We start from the raw sequence: 22,342 nt of genomic DNA, 5'->3' as shown, positions 1-22,342 counted from the left end.
CACTTTCTCCACCCAGTTACCTTTGCGGAACCGTAAGGCCATGCTAAGCGGTGTCAACATCACGAATCTGTCACATTGCCACTGCTGCCCGGGGACCTCAGCCGATGCCGACACATCACGAACCCAAGCTTATTGCTGGGAACGCAAACCTTCCGCTTGCCGAAACCATCGCGCGCCGCATGAGCCTGCACCGCGGCGTCAACCAGCGTCTGGTAGATGCGCGGGTCGAACGGTTCAACGATGGCGAGATCTTTGTCGAGGTTTTCGAGAACGTCCGGGGCGAGGACATGTTCATCATCCAGCCGACCTCGAACCCGGCCAATGACAACCTGATGGAGCTGCTGATCATCGCCGACGCGCTGCGCCGATCGTCGGCGGCGCGGATCACCGCGGTTATCCCCTATTTCGGATATGCCCGCCAGGATCGCCGCACCAAGGCGCGCACCCCGATCAGCGCCAAGCTGGTGGCCAACATGCTGACCGGCGCCGGGATCGAACGCATCCTGACGATGGATCTGCATGCGGCACAGATCCAAGGGTTCTTCGACATGCCGGTCGACAACCTGTATGCCTCTCCGATCTTTGCGCTGGACGTGAAGGACCAGTTCCGCGACCAGATGGACGACCTGATGGTGGTTTCGCCGGACGTCGGCGGTGTGGCTCGTGCCCGCGAGCTGGCCAAGCGGATCAGCGCTCCTCTGTCGATCGTCGACAAACGACGGGAAAAAGCCGGGGAAGTGGCCGAGATGACCGTGATCGGCGACGTGAAGGACAAGATCTGCCTGATCGTCGACGACATTTGCGACACGGCCGGTACGCTGTGCAAGGCGGCGCAGGTGCTGATAGACAACGGCGCACGCGAGGTTCACTCGTACATCACCCATGGCGTCATGAGCGGCCCGGCTGTTGAACGCGTCTCGAACTCGGTGATGAAATCGCTTGTTTTGACCGACACGATCATGCCGACCGAAGACATCAAGAAGGCCAAGAATATCCGCACGGTGCCGACGGCCCCGATCTTCACACAGGCCATTCTGAACATCTGGCAGGGCACATCAGTGTCGTCGCTGTTCGAAGACAAGACCCTGATCCCGATCTACGAATCCCTTTACCACACCGACTGAAGAAACCGGAAAGCCGTTCCCATGACCGCCAACAAACGTCTGGTTCTTTCCAGCGATCACGCCGCCATCGACCTGCGCAAGGAAGTTTCCGCTTTTGCAGCGGCACAAGGCTGGGACGTTCTGGATCTCGGCCCTGACAGCCCCGAAAGCACCGATTACCCCAAGCACGGCAAAGCCGCCGCCGAGGCCGTCGTCTCGGGCGAGTGCCAATTGGGCATTATCCTGTGCGGCACGGGGCAAGGTATCATGATGGCTGCAAACAAGGTTCCCGGTATCCGCTGCGGCGTCTGTTCGGATACGTTCTCTGCTCGCATGATCCGCCAGCACAATGACGCCAACATGCTGTCGATCGGCGCGCGTGTTGTTGGCACTGGATTGGCGCTGGATATTGTCGATGCCTTTCTGAGCACCGAATTCGAAGGCGGCCGGCACGCGAAACGCGTGGCAATGATCGAATCCTAAGTCATTACGGATGGCCCGCTGGGAACGGCAGGTCAGGAGATGTCCCAGTCGTCCTCGTGGGCAACTTCCCCGATCGCGGTCCATGCCACGCGGATCCGGGCGATTCGGGTGTCCGACCACGTCCGGAACACCGCATCAAAGCCCGTGGTTGTAACATTTTCGGACAGCAGCTCGGCGCGCAAAGCCGATGAGGTATCGACATCCCACAAGGACACTCCAATCTGCACGACGGGCGGGGTGCGGAAGGGTTGGCTGAAGGTGACGGGCCGGCGTCGTTCCCGCGGCCCCTCGCCCGTCCACATGTCTCCACCATCTGCGAATTCCGAGAACAGAACCTCTTCACCTCGGTCAATTCCGATGGGGTGGGTCAAGAATTTCTTCATTGCGCATCAATTCCTATGAATTTCCGCAACTTATCCTGACCTTTCGGCGAAATCACGACAAAAAACGGCCCCGCAACAGCAGGGCCGTTTCCAATTCTGACAGCACATCAGCCGTTACAGGCTCATATGCGTTCCCAGCGCTTCCATGTCGGCCAGCAGCTTGGCTGCCTCGTCGACAATGGTCTGTTCGCCGTTTTCCTTAGCCGCCTCGTGCGAGGCGCGAGCCTCGGCAATCAGCTCGTCCAGATGGGTGCGGGTCACTTCGTCAACCGGGATGGCCTTTTCGGCCAGCACCGACAGAGCATCGCCGTTGATCTGGGCAAACCCGCCGGTGACCAGGTATTCGCTGGTCCCTTCGGGCGCTTCGACCTTCAGGATGCCCGGACGCAGCGTGGTAATGGTGGGGGCATGATCGGGCATCGCCGTCATGTCCCCGTCCGCACCGGGAATCTGGACCGCGCTGGCCTGAAGCGAAGCAAGGCTCCGCTCCGGGCTGACGAGGTCGAATTGCATCGTGTTTGCCATCGGGGATACTCCTTAGGCAGCTGCTGCGGCCATCTTCTCGGCTTTGGCGATCACTTCGTCGATGCCACCAACCATCAGGAAGGCCGCTTCGGGCAGGTGGTCGAATTCGCCGGCCACGACACGCTCGAACGAGTCGATGGTGACTTCCAGCGGAACCTGCACACCCGGCGAACCGGTGAAGACTTCGGCCACGTCGAACGGCTGCGACAGGAAGCGCTCGATCTTGCGGGCGCGGGCCACGGTCAACTTGTCCTCTTCCGACAGTTCGTCCATGCCGAGGATGGCGATGATGTCCTGCAGCGACTTGTAGCGCTGGAGAATCTGCTGAACGTCGGTCGCAACCTTGTAGTGACGCTCGCCGACGATGGCCGGGTCAAGCAGGCGCGAGGTCGAGTCGAGCGGGTCCACGGCCGGGTAGATACCCTTTTCCGAAATCGCTCGGTTCAGAACGGTGGTTGCGTCCAGGTGGGCGAACGAGGTTGCCGGCGCAGGGTCGGTCAGGTCGTCCGCAGGCACGTAGATCGCCTGCACCGAGGTGATCGAGCCCTTCTTGGTCGAGGTGATGCGTTCCTGCAGGGCGCCCATGTCGGTGGCCAGCGTCGGCTGGTAGCCCACCGCCGAAGGAATACGACCCAGCAGAGCCGACACCTCGGAACCCGCCTGCGTGAAGCGGAAGATGTTGTCGACGAAGAACAGAACGTCGGTACCGGACTGGTCGCGGAACTGCTCGGCCAGGGTCAGGCCGGTCAGAGCAACACGGGCACGCGCCCCCGGAGGTTCGTTCATCTGACCGTAGACCAGGGCCACCTGGCTTTCCGACAGGTTGTCGGGCTTGATGACGTTCGATTCGATCATCTCGTGGTACAGGTCGTTCCCTTCACGGGTCCGTTCACCAACACCCGCGAACACCGAGAAACCCGAGTGCACTTTTGCGATGTTGTTGATCAGTTCCATGATCAGAACGGTTTTACCAACGCCGGCGCCGCCGAACAGGCCGATCTTACCGCCTTTGGCGTAGGGGGCCAGCAGGTCGACAACCTTGATGCCGGTGACCAGAACTTCCGACTCGGTCGATTGTTCGTCGAAGGTCGGCGCGGGCTGGTGGATCGCGCGGGCCTCAGACGCTTCAACCGGACCTTTTTCGTCGATCGGTTCACCGACCACGTTCAGGATGCGGCCCAGGGTGGCGTTGCCAACCGGAACCGAGATCGGTGCGCCGGTGTCAGTCACGGCTTCGCCGCGGACCAGACCTTCGGTCGCGTCCATCGCGATGGTACGGACGGTGTTTTCACCCAGGTGCTGAGCAACTTCCAACACCAGGCGCTTGCCATTGTTGGTAGTTTCCAGCGCGTTCAGAATTTCAGGCAGCTGATCTTCGAAGTGCACGTCGACGACGGCCCCGATGATCTGTGTGACTTTGCCTTTTGCATTCGCCATGTTTCGTCTCCGGTTTTCTTACAGCGCTTCGGCGCCGGAAATAATTTCAATCAGCTCGTTGGTGATCACGGCCTGACGCGAGCGGTTGAACTGGATCGTCAGCTTGTCGATCATCTCGCCCGCATTGCGTGTCGCGTTGTCCATCGCGGACATCCGTGCACCCTGTTCAGACGCACCGTTTTCGAGCAGAGCCGAGAAGATCGCTGTCGCGACCCCCTTGGGCAGCAGGTCGGCCAGGATGGCCTCTTCGCTGGGCTCGTAGTCGAAGATGGCACCGCTGTCGTCACCCGTCGCTTCGTCTTCGAACGAGGCGGGGATTACCTGCTGTGCCGTCGGAATCTGGGTCACAACGTTGACGAACTTCGAGTAGAAGATCGTGGCAACATCGAACTCACCCCCGTCAAAGCGGGACAGGATGTCCTTCGCGATGTCCTGCGCGTTGGTGTAACCAATGCGTTTTACTTCGCTCAGGTCGACATGACCGACGAACAGATCGCCCAGATCACGCTTGAGCGCGTCGCGGCCTTTCTTGCCGACGGTCAGAACCTTGACCGTCTTGCCTTTGAGGCGCAGCTCTTCCGCCTTCTGGCGGGCCAGCTTGGCGATGTTCGAGTTGAAGCCGCCACACAGGCCGCGTTCAGCTGTCATCACGACCAGCAGATGGACATCATCACTGCCCGTACCACGGAGCAGCTTGGGGGCGCTATCGCTGCCCCCGACCGACGCCGCCAGCCCCGCCATCACGGCATTGAACCGCTCGGCATAGGGGCGCGAGGCTTCGGCAGATTCCTGGGCGCGGCGCAGTTTTGCAGCCGCGACCATCTGCATGGCCTTGGTGATCTTGCGGGTCGATTTGACCGACTCGATCCTGTTTTTAAGGTCCTTTAGACTTGGCATCGCCGCGTCTCCTTAAGCGAAGGTTGCGGCGTATTCGTCCAGCGCAGCCTTGATCTTGTCGGCAGCCTCGCCCTTGATCTTGGGATCTTCGTCGGTGATCCACTGCAGCAGATCGGCATGCTTACCGCGCAGATGCGCCAGCAGACCAGCCTCATAGCGGCCAACGTCCGAAACGTCGATCTTGTCGAGATAGCCGTTGGTGCCGGCGAAGATCACGCACACGATTTCCGCGTTGGTCAGCGGCGAGTACTGCGGCTGCTTCATCAGCTCGGTCAGACGCGCACCGCGGTTCAGCAGCTGCTGGGTTGCGGCGTCGAGGTCAGAACCGAACTGCGCAAATGCAGCCATTTCGCGGTACTGGGCCAGTTCCAGTTTCACCGGACCAGCAACCGACTTCATCGCGTTGGTCTGAGCCGACGAACCCACGCGCGAAACCGACAGACCGGTGTTCACGGCGGGGCGGATGCCCTGATAGAACAGCTCGGTTTCCAGGAAGATCTGGCCGTCGGTGATCGAGATCACGTTGGTCGGAATAAAGGCCGACACGTCGCCGCCCTGGGTTTCAATGACCGGCAGAGCGGTCAGCGAACCGGCGCCGAAGTCTTCGTTCAGCTTGGCCGAACGCTCCAGCAGGCGCGAGTGCAGGTAGAAAACGTCACCCGGATAGGCTTCGCGGCCCGGCGGACGGCGCAGCAGCAGCGACATCTGACGATAGGCGACGGCCTGCTTGGAAAGGTCATCATAGATGATCAGAGCGTGGCGGCCGTTGTCACGGAAGTATTCAGCCATCGCGGTTGCGGCATAAGGTGCCAGGAACTGCATCGGCGCCGGGTCGGACGCGGTTGCGGCCACGACGATCGAGTATTCGATGGCGCCGGATTCTTCCAGTTTCTTCACCAGCTGAGCAACGGTCGAACGCTTCTGGCCGATGGCCACGTAGACGCAGTACAGCTTCTTCGATTCATCGTCGCCAGCGGCTTCGTTGTAGACCTTCTGGTTCAGGATGGTGTCCAGAGCCACAGCGGTCTTGCCGGTCTGACGGTCGCCGATGATCAGCTCACGCTGGCCACGGCCGATCGGGATCATCGCGTCAACCGACTTCAGGCCGGTCGCCATCGGCTCATGCACCGACTTACGCGGGATGATGCCCGGCGCCTTGACGTCTGCGACGCCGCGCTGCTTGGCATTGATCGGGCCTTTGCCGTCCAGCGGGTTGCCCAGACCGTCAACAACGCGGCCCAACAGTTCGTCACCAACCGGAACGTCCACGATCGAGTTGGTGCGCTTGACAGTGTCACCTTCCTTGATGTCACGGTCCGAGCCGAAGATCACGACACCGACGTTGTCGGCTTCGAGGTTCAGCGCCATGCCCATGATGCCGCCGGGGAACTCGACCATCTCACCCGCCTGCACATTGTCCAGGCCGTAAACACGGGCAATACCGTCACCGACGCTCAGCACGCGGCCGATTTCGGCCACCTCTGCTTCTTGACCAAAATTCTTGATCTGGTCTTTCAGGATTGCAGAAATCTCTGCGGCTTGGATACCCATTTATCCGACCTCTTTCATTGCATTCTGTAGGGAGTTGAGCTTGGAGCGGATCGAACTGTCGATCATCTGCGAGCCCACTTTGACGACAAGACCACCGATGAGGCTTTCATCGACGGTCGCATTGATGGTCACGTCCTTGCCTACGCGCTCGGACAGTGTCTTGGACAGTTTTTCCAGCTGGGTCTTGGTCAGCGCCTTGGCCGAGGCAACTTCGGCAGTCACTTCGCCGCGCTCGTCGGCCAGCATTTCGCGCAGAACCTTGATCAGCTGTGGCAGCACGAACAGACGGCGCTTCTGCGCCATCAGAGCCAGCGTGTTGCGCATGATCGGGTGCAGGCCCATCTTGTCGGCCACGGCGGTGATGGCCGCCTGCTGGTCGGCCCGGGAGATCAGCGGCGAAGAGATCACCTCGCGCAGGTCCGCGCTTTCACTCAATGCAGCCGAAAGGTCATTGATGCCGGTTTCCAGACCTGCAAGGTCCTTGTTCTCTTTTGCGATCTCGAAGATCGCCGTTGCATAGCGTTTGGCTATGCCCGTCGAAATCGAAGCTGGTTCGGACACGTCCACCCTTCCGATATTTTAGGCCCCGATTTCGCGTGTGGCAGCTGAACCGGGGGCGTGAGGAAACCCCGTCCTGAAAGGGCGGGGATCAAAATCACCGGGGATGTAGCAGAGCCTAAGCCACCTAGCAATATGTTATGCCGGGCTCAGCTTTATCCACAAAATCTTTCTTTTCAATTGGTTACGGAAACTGCGACGGTTTGAACCCATTCGCCGGCGTGAAAAATGTTACCAAGTTGCCTGTTTTAGCGATTCCTGTGGCCTTTTTCCCTCATGTTTCCGGGAATCCCGCGCTTGTGGATGCGCGCCAGTTCACGCCGGCTTCAGCAATCCGTCCAACGCTTTGATGGGGCGTTTTTCAGCATCCTTGGTCACGCTGCCGCTTGGTGGCCGCACGAGCTTGCTGGCTTCGACCATCAGAACACCACCGGCCATGATGGTCGGGATCCGTTGCCCTGTCTTTTCGATCAACCCACCCGAGCGCAGCCAGAACCGCCGGAACGAGGGCGGCAGGTAAAGCGCGGAACAGTGCATCTCGGGCACGAAATGATGTGCGCGCAACTGGTTCTCCAACTGGGTTGCCGAATACGGATGTCCGTAACCAAAGGGCGTTCGGTCGGTTCGGGACCAAAGCCCGGCCCGATTGGGAACGACGAACACCGCCCGACCTCCCGGCCCCAGAACACGCCAGCATTCTTCAAGCAGTTGACTAGGCCGTTCCGAGGTCTCGAGCCCGTGCATGACCACCAGCTTGTCCACATGACCGGTTTCGATCGGCCATCGGGTTTCCTCGGTCAGCACCGACACGTTCTGCATACCGGCGGGCCAAGGCATCACCCCTTGCGGTCCGGGCATCAGGCCGATGACACGCCGCGCGTCCGCAAGATAAGGGCGCAACAGAGGCACCGCAAAGCCGAATCCGGCCACCGTCTGGCCCTTGGCCTCGGGCCACAGTTCGATCAGCCGGCCACGAATGGCAGCCTGCGCCGCACGCCCCAGCGTGCTGCGGTAGTAGAAGTTCCTAAGATCCTGCACATCAAGATGCATTGCAGATACCCGATCGATCGGCTTAGCTGAGCGCAGTCTAGCAACGAAAGGGCAAAAGGCCATGCCTCTTGAGATCGTCACCATCCCCTGTCTCAGCGACAACTATGCTTTTCTGGCACATGACCATGCAAGCGGACAGACAGCCCTGGTCGACGCTCCGGAGGCCGGACCCATTCTGGCCGAATTGACCGCACGCGGCTGGCGCCTGAGCCATGTCCTTCTGACCCATCACCACTGGGATCACGTCGACGGCTTGCCGGGCATCCTCGAGCAGCACCCAGCACAGGTGATTGGTGCGGCGGCCGACGTTCACCGGCTTCCTCCCCTCGACAAACAGGTGGCTGACGGTGACCGGTTCGAGATTGGGGGCGAACCCGTCGAGGTTCTGGATGTCTCGGGGCACACGGTGGGACATGTGGCGTATTACTTGCCCAAAAGCGCGGTGGTGTTCACGGCCGACAGCCTGATGGCGCTGGGATGCGGCCGCTTGTTCGAAGGAGACGCAGCGCAAATGTGGACCTCGCTTTCGAAACTCGCGGCTTTGCCCGACGAGACGTCGGTCTGCTCGGGTCACGAATACACCCAGTCAAACGCACGATTTGCGGTAACCATCGATCCTGACAACACAGCGCTGCAGCAACGGGTGCATGAGATCGATCAGGCTCGGGCAGAGGGTCGCGCGACCGTGCCGTCAAATCTGGGCGTGGAAAAGGCGACCAATCCGTTCCTGCGCGCGACTGATCCCAAGATTCAGGCACAGCTTGGAATGGTGGGGGCTGACCCGGTCGCCGTTTTTGCCGAGATCCGGGGTAGAAAAGACCGCTTCTGATGCCTAATTGGACTTCTTCACGGCCACGGTCACGTTAAATGTGACTGTCAAGTGAAAGAAAACCCTTGAAGCCGCGCCATGATCAACCAAACTCTAATAGTATGAGGTCATGGTTGGGATGGGGATCCGGCCAATACTCGAACCCCTTCCGGCCCAATACAGAGGAGCACCCGCGTGCCTTCATTCTCGAGCACACTGGAACAAGCCATTCACGCGGCCCTGGCGGCTGCAAACGAACGGCGTCATGAATTCGCAACGCTGGAGCATCTGCTGCTGGCGCTGCTGGAAGAACCCGATGCGGTGCGCGTCATGAAGGCGTGCAGCGTGGATCTGGACGAATTGCGCAGCTCTCTGGTCGAGTTCATCGACGAGGATCTGTCCAATCTGGTGACAGACATCGACGGGTCCGAAGCCGTACCGACAGCTGCGTTCCAGCGTGTTATCCAGCGCGCCGCGATCCATGTGCAAAGCTCGGGCCGGACCGAGGTGACCGGAGCGAATGTTCTGGTGGCCATCTTTGCCGAACGGGAAAGCAACGCTGCATATTTCCTGCAAGAGCAGGACATGACGCGGTATGACGCGGTGAATTTCATCGCCCACGGCGTCGCCAAAGACCCGGCGTTTGGTGAAAATCGTCCGGTGACCGGCGCCGATCAGGGTGAAGAGGAAGCGCAGAACGCCTCCGGTGAGGCCGACCAGAAGGAAAGCGCGTTGGGCAAGTATTGCGTGGACCTGAACGCCAAATCCCGCGCCGGCGACGTCGATCCGCTGATCGGTCGCGCCGACGAGGTCGAGCGCTGCATCCAGGTTCTGTGCCGCCGCCGTAAGAACAACCCGCTGCTGGTGGGTGATCCGGGCGTGGGCAAGACGGCGATTGCCGAAGGCTTGGCCTATAAGATCGTCCAAGGCGACGCGCCAGACGTTCTGGCCAACACCACCATCTATTCGCTGGACATGGGCGCATTGCTGGCCGGCACGCGCTATCGCGGCGACTTCGAAGAGCGGCTCAAGGCCGTGGTGACCGAGCTTGAGGATCACCCAGACGCCGTGCTGTTCATTGATGAGATTCACACCGTGATCGGTGCGGGTGCAACTTCGGGCGGCGCCATGGATGCCTCGAACCTGCTGAAACCTGCGTTGCAGGGCGGCAAGCTGCGCACCATGGGCTCGACCACCTACAAGGAGTTCCGCCAGCACTTCGAGAAAGACCGCGCGCTGTCGCGCCGGTTCCAGAAGATCGACGTGAACGAACCCTCGGTCGAGGACAGCGTGAAGATCCTGCGCGGTCTCAAGCCCTATTTCGAAGAGCATCACGACATCAAATACACCGCCGACGCGATCAAGACCGCGGTCGAGCTGTCTGCGCGTTACATCAACGACCGCAAACTGCCTGATAAGGCGATCGACGTGATCGACGAGGCCGGTGCGGCCCAGCATCTTGTGGCCGAAAGCAAGCGGCGCAAGACCATCGGCGTCAAGGAGATCGAGGCCGTGGTGGCCAAGATCGCGCGCATTCCGCCGAAGAATGTCACCAAGGACGATGCCGAGGTTCTGAAGGACCTTGAGAACTCGTTGAAACGGGTGGTGTTCGGGCAGGACCAGGCAATCGAGGCTCTGTCCAGCGCAATCAAGCTGGCACGGGCCGGTCTGCGCGAGCCGGAAAAACCGATCGGAAACTACCTGTTCGCCGGCCCGACCGGTGTGGGCAAAACCGAGGTCGCCAAGCAACTGGCCGATACACTCGGCGTGGAACTGCTGCGCTTCGACATGTCGGAATACATGGAGAAACACGCGGTCAGCCGTCTGATCGGTGCGCCTCCGGGCTATGTCGGCTTCGATCAGGGCGGACTGCTGACTGACGGCGTTGACCAGCACCCGCATTGCGTGCTGCTGCTGGACGAGATCGAGAAGGCGCACCCGGATGTGTTTAACATCCTGCTGCAGGTGATGGACCACGGCGAGCTGACCGATCACAACGGCCGGACGGTGAACTTCCGCAATGTGGTGTTGATCATGACCTCGAACGCGGGCGCGCAGGAACAGGCCAAGGCCGCAATCGGCTTTGCCCGCGACCGGCGTGAGGGTGAAGATACCGCCGCGATCGAACGGATGTTCACCCCTGAATTCCGCAACCGTCTGGACGCGGTGATCTCGTTCGCCCCGCTGCCGAAAGAGGTCATCCTGCAGGTGGTCGAGAAGTTCGTCCTGCAGCTTGAGGCGCAACTGCTGGATCGTGGCGTTACCATCGACCTGACCCCGAAAGCTGCCGAGTGGCTGGCCGACAAGGGTTATGACGACAAGATGGGCGCACGGCCTCTGGGCCGGGTCATCCAGGAGCACATCAAGAAACCGTTGGCCGAAGAACTGCTGTTCGGAAAGCTGGCCAAGGGTGGTGTTGTGCGGGTCTCGGTCAAGAGAGGCGATCTGGATCTCGAGATTATCGGCCCCGACAATCCGCGGATCTCGGGCGACAAGCCGCCGCTGCTGACCGCGGACTAGACCTCGGTTCAATCAAAAAAGTCTCGTCGCCCGGCAGTCAGTTCTGCCGGGCGATTTCTTGAGAGACCGCCCCCTCTCCCGCCAGTATTCGCCAAAAAGAAAGTTCCCAGCGACGGAAACCGCTGCGCGCCACGTTTCAGACCAAAGCCTTTGGAGTGGAGCAGCGCAGTGTCCAGAAAAATCGCCGTCATTTGGAGCATCGCCTTCGCGGCCTCGGTCGTCGGCGTAATCGCCTCTGCCCAGCATCGGTTTCGCTTTCATGACGAAACCCGTGCGGAACCGTTGAACCTGGAACCGGCGACCGTCGACCCAGGCGTCAACAGGTCAGAGATCACCGAACAAGGCCGCGCCTTGTCGATTACCGGCAATGGCATCCCCAATCATCTGGTCGGTCGCTTTCCGAACAAAGGCAACCCGCATCAAATCGCCGAGCAGTCGGTCAAGTTGAACCTGCCGGCCGTTCCGAGGGCGAATGCAACCCCGACGCCTCTGCGCATGGGGTGGAATTTTGGCGTGTCCCTGACTGGGGTCGTCTTTGACCCACTGGCCGCTGAATTCTGGCACGGCGATCCCCGGTCGGGCTGGTCCTACAATGCCTTGGGCGGCGCGATCGCCCTTGGACTCGATGCCAATTTCGCGCATGTCCAACCAAACGGAAAATATCACTACCACGGGGTTCCGACCGGCCTGATCGAAATGCAGGGCTGGTCACCGAAAAAACACTCTCCGTTGATCGGATATGCAGCGGACGGGTTTCCGATTTACGCCCGAACCGGTTTGGTAGGCGGCAAGGTCACGCAAATGACCTCTTCCTACCGGCTGAAGGCCGGACAGCGCCCGGGCGGCGCCGCTCCTGACGGACGACATGATGGAACGTTCAACGAAGACTACGAGTTCGTGGCGGGGCTTGGAACGCTCGATGAATGCAATGGCGCCATGACCGTTTCGACCGAGTTTCCTTCGGGCACCTACGCGTATTTTCTGACCGATGACTACCCGGTTGTTCCACGCTGTTTTGCGGGCACACCCGATCCCAGCTTCCGCTTCGGGCCGCGCTGACACTGGCTTAGCGTTCGGTCAGCTTCAATTCGATGCGACGGTTCTTTGCCCGCGCTTCCGGAGTGTCCGCCGTATCGACAGGTTGAAACTCTCCAAATCCGTTTGCTGACAGACGTTCCGGCGGAATGCCCAACTGTTCGACCATGTAGCGCACGACCGACAGCGCCCGCCCTTGGCTGAGCTCCCAATTGTCTCGATACCGTCCTGTTCCGTTCAGCGGGATATTGTCCGTGTGACCGTCGACCCGGATGACCCAGTTCAATTCGGGCGGAATGTCCGCCGCAATCCCACTCAGAATGCCCGCCACTTTCGCGACCTCGCGCCGGCCATCCTCGGACAGAACCGCCGAACCGGGTGGGAACAGCACCTCGGACGAGAATACGAAGCGGTCGCCCTCGATCCGAACGCCTTCCTGGTTGCCCAGTACGTCGCGCAGGCGACCAAAGAACTCGGAGCGGTACCGCTGCAGGTCTTCGGCCTGTGCCGTAAGTTCCTGATTCTGGCCGGCCAGTTTCTCGGCCTCGGCCTCCAGGCGGACGCGTTCGGCCTCTTCCAACAAGCGGCGGCGCCGTTCTTCGGAAGCGGCCCGGGCAAGGGCCGCGTTCAGGTCCTGACCAAGGGTCTGAATTTGCACCTCGGCCTCGGCATTCCTGTCCTTGTAGTCATCCAGCAGCGCCTGCAACGACCCCAATTGGCCGCGCAATGCGGCGATCTGCTGGTTCAACAGGGCCGTCTGGCGTTGCGCCTTGGCGGAAAGAGCCTTTTCGGTGGCGATCGTTTCCCGGGCAACGGCAAGCAAGGCGTCACGCTGCTCGGCCAGCGTCCGCTGGCTTTCGGCCTCGGCCTCGGCTTCGGTTCGCGCCGCAAGGGCTGCTTCAAGCTGAGCCTTGAGCTCCTCGTCATTCAACTCACCGAATTGCCGCTCAAGCTCGGCTTTGGCCGTCTGAGCGGCGGCCAACAGTGTAAGTGTTTCCTCGGCCTTCTTGCGCTGCTCTTCCAGTGCCAGGGTCATGGCCGTCAATTCGGCATCCGCATTCTGCAGTCTGTTGCGCAGCGCCTCAGCGGCAGCAGCCTCGGCGACGCGTGCGGCTTCCTCCTCGGACAGTTGGCTTTGCAATTCCGCGATCTGGGCCGCGCGGGCGCTGTCCGCTTGCTCAAGGTCAGCTACCAAGGCCTCCAACGCTTCGCGGCGTGCAGCCGCCAGCCGTGCAGCCTCGGCCTGGGCATCCACCTCCGCACGGGTTTGGGCCAAGGCTAGGTTCAATGCCTCCTGCTCGGACAGCAGTTGCTCGCGTTGGGATTCCAATTCGGCAATATCGCCCTGCGCACGCGCCTGATCAGCCAAAAGCGCGGCGACTTGCGCTTCGAACCCTGTGATACGAATCTGCGCCTCTTCCAACTCGGCCGCGCGCTGGTCACGCTCCGAGGTGAGTGACGAGATCAAGGCCTGCGCCTGGCTCAGATCTTCTTCGGCCTGCGACAGCGTGGTGTTCAGTGCCCCCAACCGGGCCTGCAGGCGGCTGTTCTCGCGCTCTTCCAGGCCCAAAGCATCCGCAAGGGCGGCCACTTCGTCCGACAGGGCCGTTAATTCGTCTTCCTGTCCGGAGATGGTTTCGCGCAGCACGAACTGCACGACCATGAAAATGGTCAGCACAAAGGTCATGACCATAAGCAGCCCCGTGATCGCATCAACGAAGCCGGGCCAGACCGAGCCCTGGAAACGCTGACCGGTTCGACGAGACAGGGCCATGTGTTATTCTCCGCCCGGTGTATGGCGCGCCGCCCCGCGCGGAAGCGTCAGCGCCTTGACCAGCAGTTCGAAATCCTTGCGCAGTTCGTTCATGCTGTCCTGGCGACCGGCCGAGATTTCTTCGAGAATGCGCAGAAGCTGCACGTCCATCGACCGCAGCCGCATCCGGCTTTCGGCGTCGATCCCCTCGCCCGCACCATGTTCACGCATGTGATCCAGTAGCGCGTCCTGCCCCAACGCGATCCGCTCAAGCGCGGCGGTGACCCCTTCGGTTTCCGCCTGTCGCTGGTTCATGTCCGCGATGACATCGACCAATGCACCCAGCTTGGCCGATACCTCGGCGCGATCCGACTCTTGGGCCGCGAACAGATCCTGCAGCGCGTCCATCTGCTCGGACATGGCATCAAGGACCGGGGTCAGCACCGCCAGTTCCGCACCACCTTCGTCTCCGGCGGCAAATCCGACGCGCGTGATCGACGACAGCCATTCCTCAAGCTCACGGTAGAAACGGTTCTGCCCGTGGCCGGCGAACAGTTCGAGCAAACCCACGATCAGCGATCCGGCAAGCCCCAACAGAGAGGACCCGAACGCCACGCCCATGCCTTGCAGCTGGGATTCGAGGCCACTCATCAGGCGATTGAATACGGCCAGGCCTTCTTCGCCCTCTTGGGGGTTCAGGCTGCGAATGGTGTCGACAATTGCAGGAACCGTTGTTGCCAAGCCGAAGAATGTGCCCAGAAGACCCAGATAGATCAGTACGTTGGTGATGTAACGGGTGAATTCCCGCTCTTCCTCGACCCGTTCCGCGACCGAATCCAGGATCGATCGGGTCGATGTCGAGCTGATCTGCGATTTCGCCCCGCGTGCGCGAAGCAGCGACGCCAATGGTGCCAACAGCTGCGGTGTACGAGCATCTTCGCGCACGACGCCGCTCACGAACGCTTCGATCCAGCGAACCGAACCGATCAACTGGGTCACCTGATAGAAACAGGCCACCACGCCGATGAAAAAGACCAGCAGGATGAATCCGTTCAGATAGGGGTTGGCATAAAAAACCGGCAGCACGTAAGGCAGTGCCATGAACACGCCCAGGCCCGACAGCCCGATGGCGATCAGCATCATCACGATTTGACGGATCGGTTGCGAGAAATGCGGTCTCGCGCCCTGCTGTACATGCGCCATGCGCGTCTTTCCCGGTTTTGCCTGCTCTGAGGCGAATCTATCGAAAATCTGGTGGCAAGGCCAAGGGTTTATGCGGTCAGGCTGCGCACACGTTGCGCCAACCACTCAAGATCCGGGTCGTGCAACCCGATCTCGGACAGGTGTTCAGCGGTATTGTAAAGATACTCGGGGTTGGGGCCGCGGCCGCCCACGGCCTGCGCGATGATTTGCGCCTGCTCCTCCAGCGGCAGACCCCCGCAATACTGCACGTGGTCGGGATCGATCACATAGGTCACTGCCGTCACCGTCTGGCCGCTGTCCAGATGCACATCCAGCATCTTCTCCACGTAGGCGGACGAGATCAGTTCACGCTCGCGCAGTTCCTCGAGGGTGCGGTCCTCATGGCCTGGATCGACCGCCAGCGCCAAGCCCTTGCAATGGGCATCCGGGTGTTCGTCCAAAGCCAAGACAAGTCCGGGGTTCTCCTCGGTTCCGCGGTGATGGATCGACCGCATGCAGAATGACCGCGCATAGCCGTGAAGTGTAGCCTGCTCGCGCCGGGCCACCGGAAAGCCCGGATTCCACAACAGCGACCCGTATCCGAATACCCACATCGTCATAGTTCTGGTCCTTGCCCGTTTAGGCCTATAAACATCAATTCCAAGGCAGGAAAAAGGGCCATTTGCGATGCGCCGACTGGTACGAGTGTTCATATTTCTGGCCATCCTCTGGGGCGGGTATTGGGCCATAGCCGGGTATGGGCTGCGCAGCGCCATCACCGGTTGGTTCGCGCATCAGCAGGATCTTGGATGGCAGGCCGACTATTCCGACGTGGAAATCGCCGGATTTCCGCTGCACCACGTGACCCGCCTGAACAGTGTAGCGCTGGCCGATCCGGTGAACGGCACAGCCTGGAGCGCGGATTGGATCGAATTCGAAAGCCCCGCAATCTGGCCCGGACGACAGATCTTGCGCTTTGCGGATACGCCGCAGCGGCTATCCTATTTCGACCAGACCGCAATCATCCTGGCCGACAGCCTTCAGGCGGAACTGAATCTGCGTCCGGGCGTCGCGCTGGAGTTGGAGAAGATGGCCCTGACATCGGGCAACTGGTCGGTGACCCAGGACGGAACCGACATGGCTGCCGGTCAGTCACTTGCCCTGGTCATGGAACAAGGCACCCAGCCCGAGAGCTATGCGATCGGGGTCAGTTCGGATGCCTTCACGCCCGGTGAAGACCTGCGCGCGCTGATGCGAACGGCTGCTTCGCTGCCCCAAGCCTTCGAGACACTCGAACTGGACATAAATGTCACGTTCGACAAAACCTGGGACCGCTCCGCGCTGGAAGAACGTCGCCCCCAACCTCGGTTGATCGACCTGCATCTGGCCGAGGTGCAATGGGGCGAATTGCGTCTGTTTGCAACCGGCGAACTGGAAGTTGATGACCAGGGCATCCCGGTCGGAGAGATTGCGGTCAAAGCCGAGAACTGGCGTGACATGATTGCTATGGCCAATGCTGCAGGTGCCCTGCCCGATCAGGCCGTTGATCCGGTCACACGGGCGTTGAACCTGCTGGCCGGTCTGGGGGGCAACCCCAACGCGCTGGACTTGCAGCTGAATTTCCGCGACGGGTTCGTGGCTTTGGGACCGTTGCCACTAGGGCACGCGCCACGGCTTTTTCTACGTTGAAGCGGTGATCTACCTTTCCATAATGTTGAAACAATTCAAGGTTCGCTGGGGGATACAATGGGACTAAGGACCTCGCTTGCTAGAGCAATCTCAAGGCTGTTGCTGCAAAACAAAAAGACAAGGCGAGAGATACTTCGAAACCTCTACGAGAATGATGTCCTTGTGTACCGCAAGCTGGTCGATCATTTCTTGATCTACTATCCTCATGACGTAATCGGGGAAAGCATTTCAGCACACGGTGAATTCAGCCGGACCTCGGTCAGGAAGCTTCGAGACTTTCTCAAGCGATCCGATCATCCGATAACCGATGGCTCGGTGCTGGAAATCGGTGCCAATATAGGGACTCACACGATATACTTTTTTAAGGACATAAAGGCACGACATGTCGTTGCGGTCGAGCCGGATCCAGAGAACTATGAAATCCTGAGCCAAAATATCAAGTTGAACGGGTTGGAGGATTACGTGTCGCTAATAAAGCTTGGTGCGTCCAACAAACCTGGCCAGTTGCCATTCAACAAAAACTCGCTCAATCGCGGCGGCTCACACTTCGGAGATTCATCGGAATCTGCGATAAATGTCGATGTCACAACCGTGGACGAGATTTTCAAGACAAACCAAAAGAAACTGCAAGACCTCAAGTTGATCTGGATCGATGTGGAAGGCCATGAACTACAAGTTCTGGAGGGCGCCCAAGAGACGATCCAAACTCAGAAACCAACTGTGTTTATGGAATATACCCCGCATGCGGATCAGTTTCGCAACGCAAGGTTGGGAGATATACTGTTCAAAAATTTCGAAGCGGTATTCGATTTCCGCAATTTAAACGAATCGCTGACACCTGAAACGTTCGGAAAAATTTCTTCCGCCACCGATTTGCTGGCGATTCACACAGGCAACACAGAACAAAGCAATTATTTGAGAACATAGCCGATTTTTGGGCATTGCTAGTACTGGCCACCGAACCTTAGCGGCAGTAGGGTCCGCTGCGGTAACGGGCGGTATCGAGGTGGAAATGGTTCTGATGATAGCGGTCTGAATTCGGACCAAGAACCGTGCCGAAGGGCCCGCACGCTCCGCGCCAAATCTTGGTCAGCTGTTTCTTCGAGGGGTTCTTGCGCCAACCGTCCAGAACCGTCACCACCTCGCCATCGGCCATTTTGAACCCCGAGATATCAATGGCCCGACCCTTGCCATGTTCCGAGATCCTGGCACCTTTCCGGTTGTTCCGGGTACGGCAAGCGTAATGCGCAGCAACCTGCAATTCGACAACTGGACCGCGCCGTTTGAACGTCGGTTTGACGGTCTTGTCGACCCATTTGTTCAATGCGATCGCCGTGCCGCAATCCATCGTCGATGGGCGGCTGAGAACCACGCCTGACACCGATGTGATCTGGACGGCATCCTTGATCCCGCAGGCTTTGATCTTGCCGGGAACCGAGCCCACGGCCTTGCCCTGAATGGCGATGTCACCGCACACCGATCCTTTGCGCAGTTTTCGCTTTTTGAACAGGACTTGCTGTTCCAACGCCTCGGGCCGCAGATAGGGTTTGAGCGACGTATCCGGTCCAAGCAGCGGAAGGTCGGCCGGGCGCGCTGCCACGGCCAGCACCTGAGGGGATACGGGCCGCACCACGGGCCGCATCTTCGCTGGTACAGCGATCGGCGTCGCCGGACTTGCCGAGACATAAGCGACCCGCACCGGCTCTGCCGCCGGGGATGGCCGCGCAACCGGGACCAATGATGTGTCGGGGGCGGCAGCAAGGGCCGCGCCAGCCCAAACCACCGCAACCATCGACAGGGCTTTGCCTTTGATCAGTTTCATGACTTGGCCTTTACGCGCCCGAAATCGGGGGCATCGGTGTCCTGACCCGCGTCGATGATGCCGCGCCGTATTGCGCGTGTGTGGGTAAAGTAGTCGAACAGGTGCTGACCGTCGCCCGTGCGGATTGCGCGCTGCAGGGCAAACAGCTCTTCGGTGAAACGGCCGAGGATTTCCAGCGTCGCATCCTTGTTGGTCAGGAACACGTCGCGCCACATGGTCGGGTCCGAGGCCGCGATCCGGGTGAAATCGCGGAAACCGGCGGCCGAGTACTTGATGACCTCGGAGTCGGTGACGCGCCGCAGGTCGTCGGCGACGCCCACCATCGTGTAGGCGATCAGGTGCGGCGCGTGGCTGGTGACGGCCAGAACCAGATCGTGGTGATCGGCATCCATCTCGTCGACATTGGATCCCATCCCTTCCCACAAGGCGCGCAGGCGGGCGATGGCCTCGGGGTCAGACCCTTCGACCGGAACCAGCAGGCACCAGCGGTTGTCGAACAACTCGGCAAAGCCGGATTCTGGGCCGGAATGCTCGGTCCCGGCCAGCGGGTGGGCGGGCACGAAATGCACGCCTTCAGGAATATGCGGGCCGACCTCCTCAATGACGTGCCGCTTGACCGAACCGACATCAGACACGGTTGCGCCGGGCTTGAGCACCGGCGCGATGTCCTTGGCGACGGCGCCCATCGCGCCCACCGGCACGCAGAGCACGACCAGATCGGCACCCTCTACCGCCTCTTGCGCGGTGTCGCAGACCCGGTCGCACAGACCGATGCGCCGCGCGGTGTCGCGGGTGGCCTCGGACCGGGCATAGCCGGTCACCTCGCCCGCCAAGCCGGCGCGCTTGATCGCCCAGTACATCGACGAGGCGATCAGACCCAAGCCGATCAGCGCCACGCGGTCATAGATCTGGCTCATGCGGCGCCCCCTTTGAACGCGGTGATGGCCGCAACCACGCGGCGGCAGGCCTTTTCGTCGCCCACGGTGATCCGCAGTGCGTTGGGCAGCTTGTAGCCCGCAACACGACGCACGATCAAACCTTTCGATTGCAGATAGGCGTCGCAGGCCTCGGCCTCGGCCTGATCAGCGAACCGCGCGAGGATGAAATTGGTGCAGGACGGATCGGACGGAACGCCGATCTTGGCCAGCTCGGCCGACAGCCATTCGCGCAGGCGCGCGTTTTCAGCCCGGCAGAACTCGACATATTCCACATCGGCCACGGCAGCCTCGGCCGCGGCGATGGCCGTCAGCGACAGGTTGAAGGGCTGGCGCACGCGGTTCAGCACGTCGATGATTTCGCGATGCGCATAGCCCCAGCCGACCCGCATCCCGCCCAGCCCGTAAATCTTCGAGAAGGTCCGGGTCATGATCACGTTGTCGAACCGGTCCACCAGACCGGCGCCGCCGTCAAATCCCGGCACGAATTCCGCATAGGCGCCATCCAGAACCATCAGGCAAGTCTGCGGCAGGCCCTCGGCCAGGCGCGTCAGCTCGGCGTCCGAGATCATGGTCGAGGTCGGATTGCCCGGGTTGGTCACGAACACGATCCGGGTGCGGTCGGTCACCGCGGCCAGGATCGCATCGACATCGATCTTGCGCTCGCGCTCGGGCACCTCGACCGGAGTCGCGCCGGCCATTCGGGCGATGATTGGATACATCGAGAAGCCGTGCTCGGTATGGATCACCTCGTCGCCCGGCCCGGCATAGGCCTGGGCCACGAATTGCAGCACCTCGTCACTCCCCACGCCACAAATGATCCGGTCGGGGTCCAGCCCGTGCCGCTCGCCGATCGCCGCGCGCAGGTTGTAGTGATCGGTCACCGGATAGCGATGCAGCATCGTGGCGCTGCCGCGCACGGCTTCGATCGCCTTGGGGCTGGGGCCAAAAGGGTTTTCGTTGGAACTCAGCTTGATGACGTTTTCCACGCCCTCGACATGCGACTGGCCGCCCTGATACAGCGCGATATCCATGATGCCGGGTTGCGGGGTGATCTTGTTCATGAGGGGCTCCGTTGGTTGCGCCCCTCATACAGGTCTCAAGGCCTTGGGAAAAGCGGCAATTCCGTCACGCCGCCTTGAAGCGGGCGGTTGCCGGATCGGCGGCGTAGAAAGGGGCGTATTCCTGCGTACGGCGCGACAGGTCGTTGACGCTGTCGATGATGAACTGAACCGTGTCCTCGGTCATCATGTACGAGAAGTTCAGCCGCACCCAACCCGGTTTCTTCATCTCTTCTCCGGCCGACAACGCCGCGTGCAGCGCCTCCGAGGCCGCCTTGTCGATGCCCAGCAGCCGATGCGCATAGGGGCCCGCGCAGGCACACCCGCCGCGCGCCTGAATGCCGTAGATGTCGCTGAGCATCCGTGTGAACAGCTGTTGGTGTACCGGCTGCCCGGTGTTGTCGCGCACCAGGAAGGAAAAGATCGGCAGGCGGTGAGGATGGTCCACCCCCAGCAGGGTCAGGTTCGGGTTGTCACGCCACCCATCCAGCGCCATGCGGTTGTACAACGCCTCGCGCCGGGCGATCTCGTCGGAACCCACGGCATCCTTGACGATAAAGGCCAGCGCCGCGCGGATATCTCCGATCACGTTCGGGGTTCCGGCCTCTTCGCGGGTGGCCAGATCGGTGCTGTAGTCGTGGCGCCAGGGCGAAACGAAGCTGACCGTGCCCCCGCCCGGCCAACTAGGACAGGTGCGGCGCACGGCGCTCTGGTTCACGACCAGAACACCCGAAGCCCCCGGCCCGCCCGGAAACTTGTGCGGAGACACGACGATGGCATCCTTGCGCGCATCGTCCGGCCCCATGTCCATCGGCAGGTAGGGCCCGCCCCCTGCGTAGTCCCAGACCGCGCGCGCCCCGTGCCGATTCAGCAGCCGCGTCACCGGATCAGGGTCGGTGATCACGCCCGTGACATTCGACGCCGCCGAAAATGACCCGATCACCAGATCCGAATCCGAATGCTCGATCAGCGCCTTCTCCAGCACCGCCATGTCCGGGCCGCCCTCGGGGCCTTCGGGGATCTCGATGACCTGCGCCTTGCTCTCGCGCCAGGGCAGGATGTTCGAATGGTGCTCATACGGGCCAATCAAGACAACCGGCCGGTCAGCCTCTTGCACTCCCATCAAACTGACCAGCCGGTTGAGTCCCGCAGTGGCACCGGACCCGGTGAAAATCACCGCGTCATCTCCCCTCGCGCCAACGATGCGGGCTATTTCCGCGCGCGCCTCGCGGCGCAGTCGCGTCATGTAGGAACCGCAATAGGAGGCCTCGGTGTGGCTGTTCGCATAGAAAGGCAAAACATGCTGGGCCACAAAATCCTCGACCTGCCGCAATGCGCGGCCCGAGGCAACGTAATCCGCGTACACAAGCGGCACGTCCCCATGCAGACCCGGGATCAGAACGTTCTCTCCGATCAGCCCGTCGCGCAGGGTCGAATTGTGAGTGGCGGCTTGGATTTCTGCACGAAAATGGGACAGGGTCATGTCATTGGCTCCATATTGCATTTCCAATATGATCTACTTGAGCCGAGTAATCTTCACTTATCTTTGC

The 22,342-nt window shown here is 60.8% G+C and carries 21 protein-coding genes; 7 read left to right on the top strand and 14 right to left on the bottom strand.

Annotation, left to right across the window (positions count from 1 at the left end):
- Positions 1-104 precede the first annotated feature (104 nt).
- Both GOW72_RS04360 and rpiB read left to right on the top strand, forming a co-directional pair.
- Complete coding sequence (locus tag GOW72_RS04360) at positions 105-1,124, top strand: ribose-phosphate pyrophosphokinase (RefSeq protein WP_093964640.1); 1,020 nt, start codon at positions 105-107, stop codon at positions 1,122-1,124.
- Between the two features lie 21 nt (positions 1,125-1,145).
- Positions 1,146-1,586: a ribose 5-phosphate isomerase B gene (rpiB, locus tag GOW72_RS04355; protein ID WP_170365423.1), complete on the top strand. Its 441-nt coding sequence runs from the start codon at positions 1,146-1,148 to the stop codon at positions 1,584-1,586.
- A 32-nt stretch (positions 1,587-1,618) separates the two neighbouring features.
- Here rpiB and GOW72_RS04350 read toward each other — a convergent pair whose 3' ends face one another.
- The 7 genes from GOW72_RS04350 to GOW72_RS04320 all read right to left on the bottom strand — a co-directional run bounded on the left by GOW72_RS04350 (position 1,619) and on the right by GOW72_RS04320 (position 7,987).
- The gene (locus GOW72_RS04350) at positions 1,619-1,969 is read right to left on the bottom strand and encodes an H-type lectin domain-containing protein (RefSeq protein WP_093964638.1); all 351 of its coding nucleotides are present in this window, start codon (positions 1,967-1,969) and stop codon (positions 1,619-1,621) included.
- A gap of 114 nt (positions 1,970-2,083) precedes the next feature.
- Positions 2,084-2,494 (bottom strand): F0F1 ATP synthase subunit epsilon, encoded by a 411-nt coding sequence (locus GOW72_RS04345; RefSeq protein WP_170365421.1) that lies wholly within the window; start codon positions 2,492-2,494, stop codon positions 2,084-2,086.
- A 12-nt stretch (positions 2,495-2,506) separates the two neighbouring features.
- Positions 2,507-3,931: a F0F1 ATP synthase subunit beta gene (atpD, locus tag GOW72_RS04340; protein WP_170357123.1), complete on the bottom strand. Its 1,425-nt coding sequence runs from the start codon at positions 3,929-3,931 to the stop codon at positions 2,507-2,509.
- Positions 3,932-3,949: 18 nt separating this feature from the next.
- Positions 3,950-4,828 carry a F0F1 ATP synthase subunit gamma gene (locus GOW72_RS04335; protein WP_170357122.1) on the bottom strand — a complete coding sequence of 293 codons (879 nt, stop codon included), beginning with the start codon at positions 4,826-4,828 and terminating at the stop codon, positions 3,950-3,952.
- Positions 4,829-4,840: 12 nt separating this feature from the next.
- A complete protein-coding gene (atpA, locus tag GOW72_RS04330) occupies positions 4,841-6,379 on the bottom strand; it encodes a F0F1 ATP synthase subunit alpha (protein ID WP_170339951.1) in 1,539 nt (512 codons plus the stop codon).
- Complete coding sequence (locus tag GOW72_RS04325; RefSeq protein WP_093965027.1) at positions 6,380-6,940, bottom strand: F0F1 ATP synthase subunit delta; 561 nt, start codon at positions 6,938-6,940, stop codon at positions 6,380-6,382.
- Positions 6,941-7,252: 312 nt separating this feature from the next.
- A complete protein-coding gene (locus GOW72_RS04320; protein ID WP_170339950.1) occupies positions 7,253-7,987 on the bottom strand; it encodes a class I SAM-dependent methyltransferase in 735 nt (244 codons plus the stop codon).
- 61 nt (positions 7,988-8,048) lie between these two features.
- Between GOW72_RS04320 and gloB the strand changes: the two genes are divergently transcribed.
- From gloB to GOW72_RS18935, 3 genes are all read left to right on the top strand, one after another.
- Positions 8,049-8,816, top strand: coding sequence for a hydroxyacylglutathione hydrolase (gloB, locus tag GOW72_RS04315; RefSeq protein ID WP_170365419.1), 768 nt, complete (start codon positions 8,049-8,051; stop codon positions 8,814-8,816).
- 174 nt (positions 8,817-8,990) lie between these two features.
- Entirely contained in the window at positions 8,991-11,315 is a 2,325-nt protein-coding gene (gene clpA, locus GOW72_RS04310; protein WP_170365417.1) for an ATP-dependent Clp protease ATP-binding subunit ClpA, read from the top strand.
- A gap of 168 nt (positions 11,316-11,483) precedes the next feature.
- On the top strand, positions 11,484-12,374 hold the full coding sequence (locus tag GOW72_RS18935; protein ID WP_170365415.1) for a YHYH protein: 891 nt from the start codon (positions 11,484-11,486) through the stop codon (positions 12,372-12,374).
- Positions 12,375-12,381: 7 nt separating this feature from the next.
- Here GOW72_RS18935 and GOW72_RS04300 read toward each other — a convergent pair whose 3' ends face one another.
- The 3 genes from GOW72_RS04300 to GOW72_RS04290 all read right to left on the bottom strand — a co-directional run bounded on the left by GOW72_RS04300 (position 12,382) and on the right by GOW72_RS04290 (position 15,905).
- Positions 12,382-14,124, bottom strand: a complete 1,743-nt coding sequence (locus GOW72_RS04300) for a peptidoglycan -binding protein (RefSeq protein WP_170365412.1) — start codon at positions 14,122-14,124, stop codon at positions 12,382-12,384.
- Between the two features lie 3 nt (positions 14,125-14,127).
- Positions 14,128-15,306 (bottom strand): biopolymer transporter ExbB, encoded by a 1,179-nt coding sequence (locus tag GOW72_RS04295; RefSeq protein WP_170365410.1) that lies wholly within the window; start codon positions 15,304-15,306, stop codon positions 14,128-14,130.
- Between the two features lie 68 nt (positions 15,307-15,374).
- Positions 15,375-15,905, bottom strand: coding sequence for a gamma-glutamylcyclotransferase (locus GOW72_RS04290; protein WP_170365408.1), 531 nt, complete (start codon positions 15,903-15,905; stop codon positions 15,375-15,377).
- A gap of 67 nt (positions 15,906-15,972) precedes the next feature.
- Between GOW72_RS04290 and GOW72_RS04285 the strand changes: the two genes are divergently transcribed.
- Both GOW72_RS04285 and GOW72_RS04280 read left to right on the top strand, forming a co-directional pair.
- Positions 15,973-16,974, top strand: a complete 1,002-nt coding sequence (locus GOW72_RS04285; RefSeq protein ID WP_170365405.1) for a DUF2125 domain-containing protein — start codon at positions 15,973-15,975, stop codon at positions 16,972-16,974.
- 162 nt (positions 16,975-17,136) lie between these two features.
- Positions 17,137-17,901, top strand: coding sequence for an FkbM family methyltransferase (locus GOW72_RS04280; protein ID WP_170365403.1), 765 nt, complete (start codon positions 17,137-17,139; stop codon positions 17,899-17,901).
- Positions 17,902-17,938: 37 nt separating this feature from the next.
- Here GOW72_RS04280 and GOW72_RS04275 read toward each other — a convergent pair whose 3' ends face one another.
- The 4 genes from GOW72_RS04275 to GOW72_RS04260 form a co-directional block, all read right to left on the bottom strand.
- Positions 17,939-18,796 carry an extensin-like domain-containing protein gene (locus tag GOW72_RS04275; RefSeq protein WP_170365400.1) on the bottom strand — a complete coding sequence of 286 codons (858 nt, stop codon included), beginning with the start codon at positions 18,794-18,796 and terminating at the stop codon, positions 17,939-17,941.
- Positions 18,793-19,713 (bottom strand): prephenate/arogenate dehydrogenase family protein, encoded by a 921-nt coding sequence (locus GOW72_RS04270; RefSeq protein WP_170357112.1) that lies wholly within the window; start codon positions 19,711-19,713, stop codon positions 18,793-18,795. Before GOW72_RS04270 ends, GOW72_RS04275 begins: the two co-directional genes overlap by 4 nt.
- Complete coding sequence (gene hisC / locus GOW72_RS04265) at positions 19,710-20,795, bottom strand: histidinol-phosphate transaminase (protein WP_170365398.1); 1,086 nt, start codon at positions 20,793-20,795, stop codon at positions 19,710-19,712. Before hisC ends, GOW72_RS04270 begins: the two co-directional genes overlap by 4 nt.
- 64 nt (positions 20,796-20,859) lie before the next feature.
- Positions 20,860-22,275, bottom strand: a complete 1,416-nt coding sequence (locus tag GOW72_RS04260; RefSeq protein ID WP_170365397.1) for an aminotransferase class V-fold PLP-dependent enzyme — start codon at positions 22,273-22,275, stop codon at positions 20,860-20,862.
- Positions 22,276-22,342 lie beyond the last annotated feature (67 nt).

Source organism: Ruegeria arenilitoris, assembly GCF_013032855.1.
Classification (GTDB): domain Bacteria; phylum Pseudomonadota; class Alphaproteobacteria; order Rhodobacterales; family Rhodobacteraceae; genus Ruegeria; species Ruegeria arenilitoris.
The sequence above is the reverse complement of the archived record's forward strand: the minus strand, read 5'-3'. Positions and strand labels throughout refer to the sequence as shown.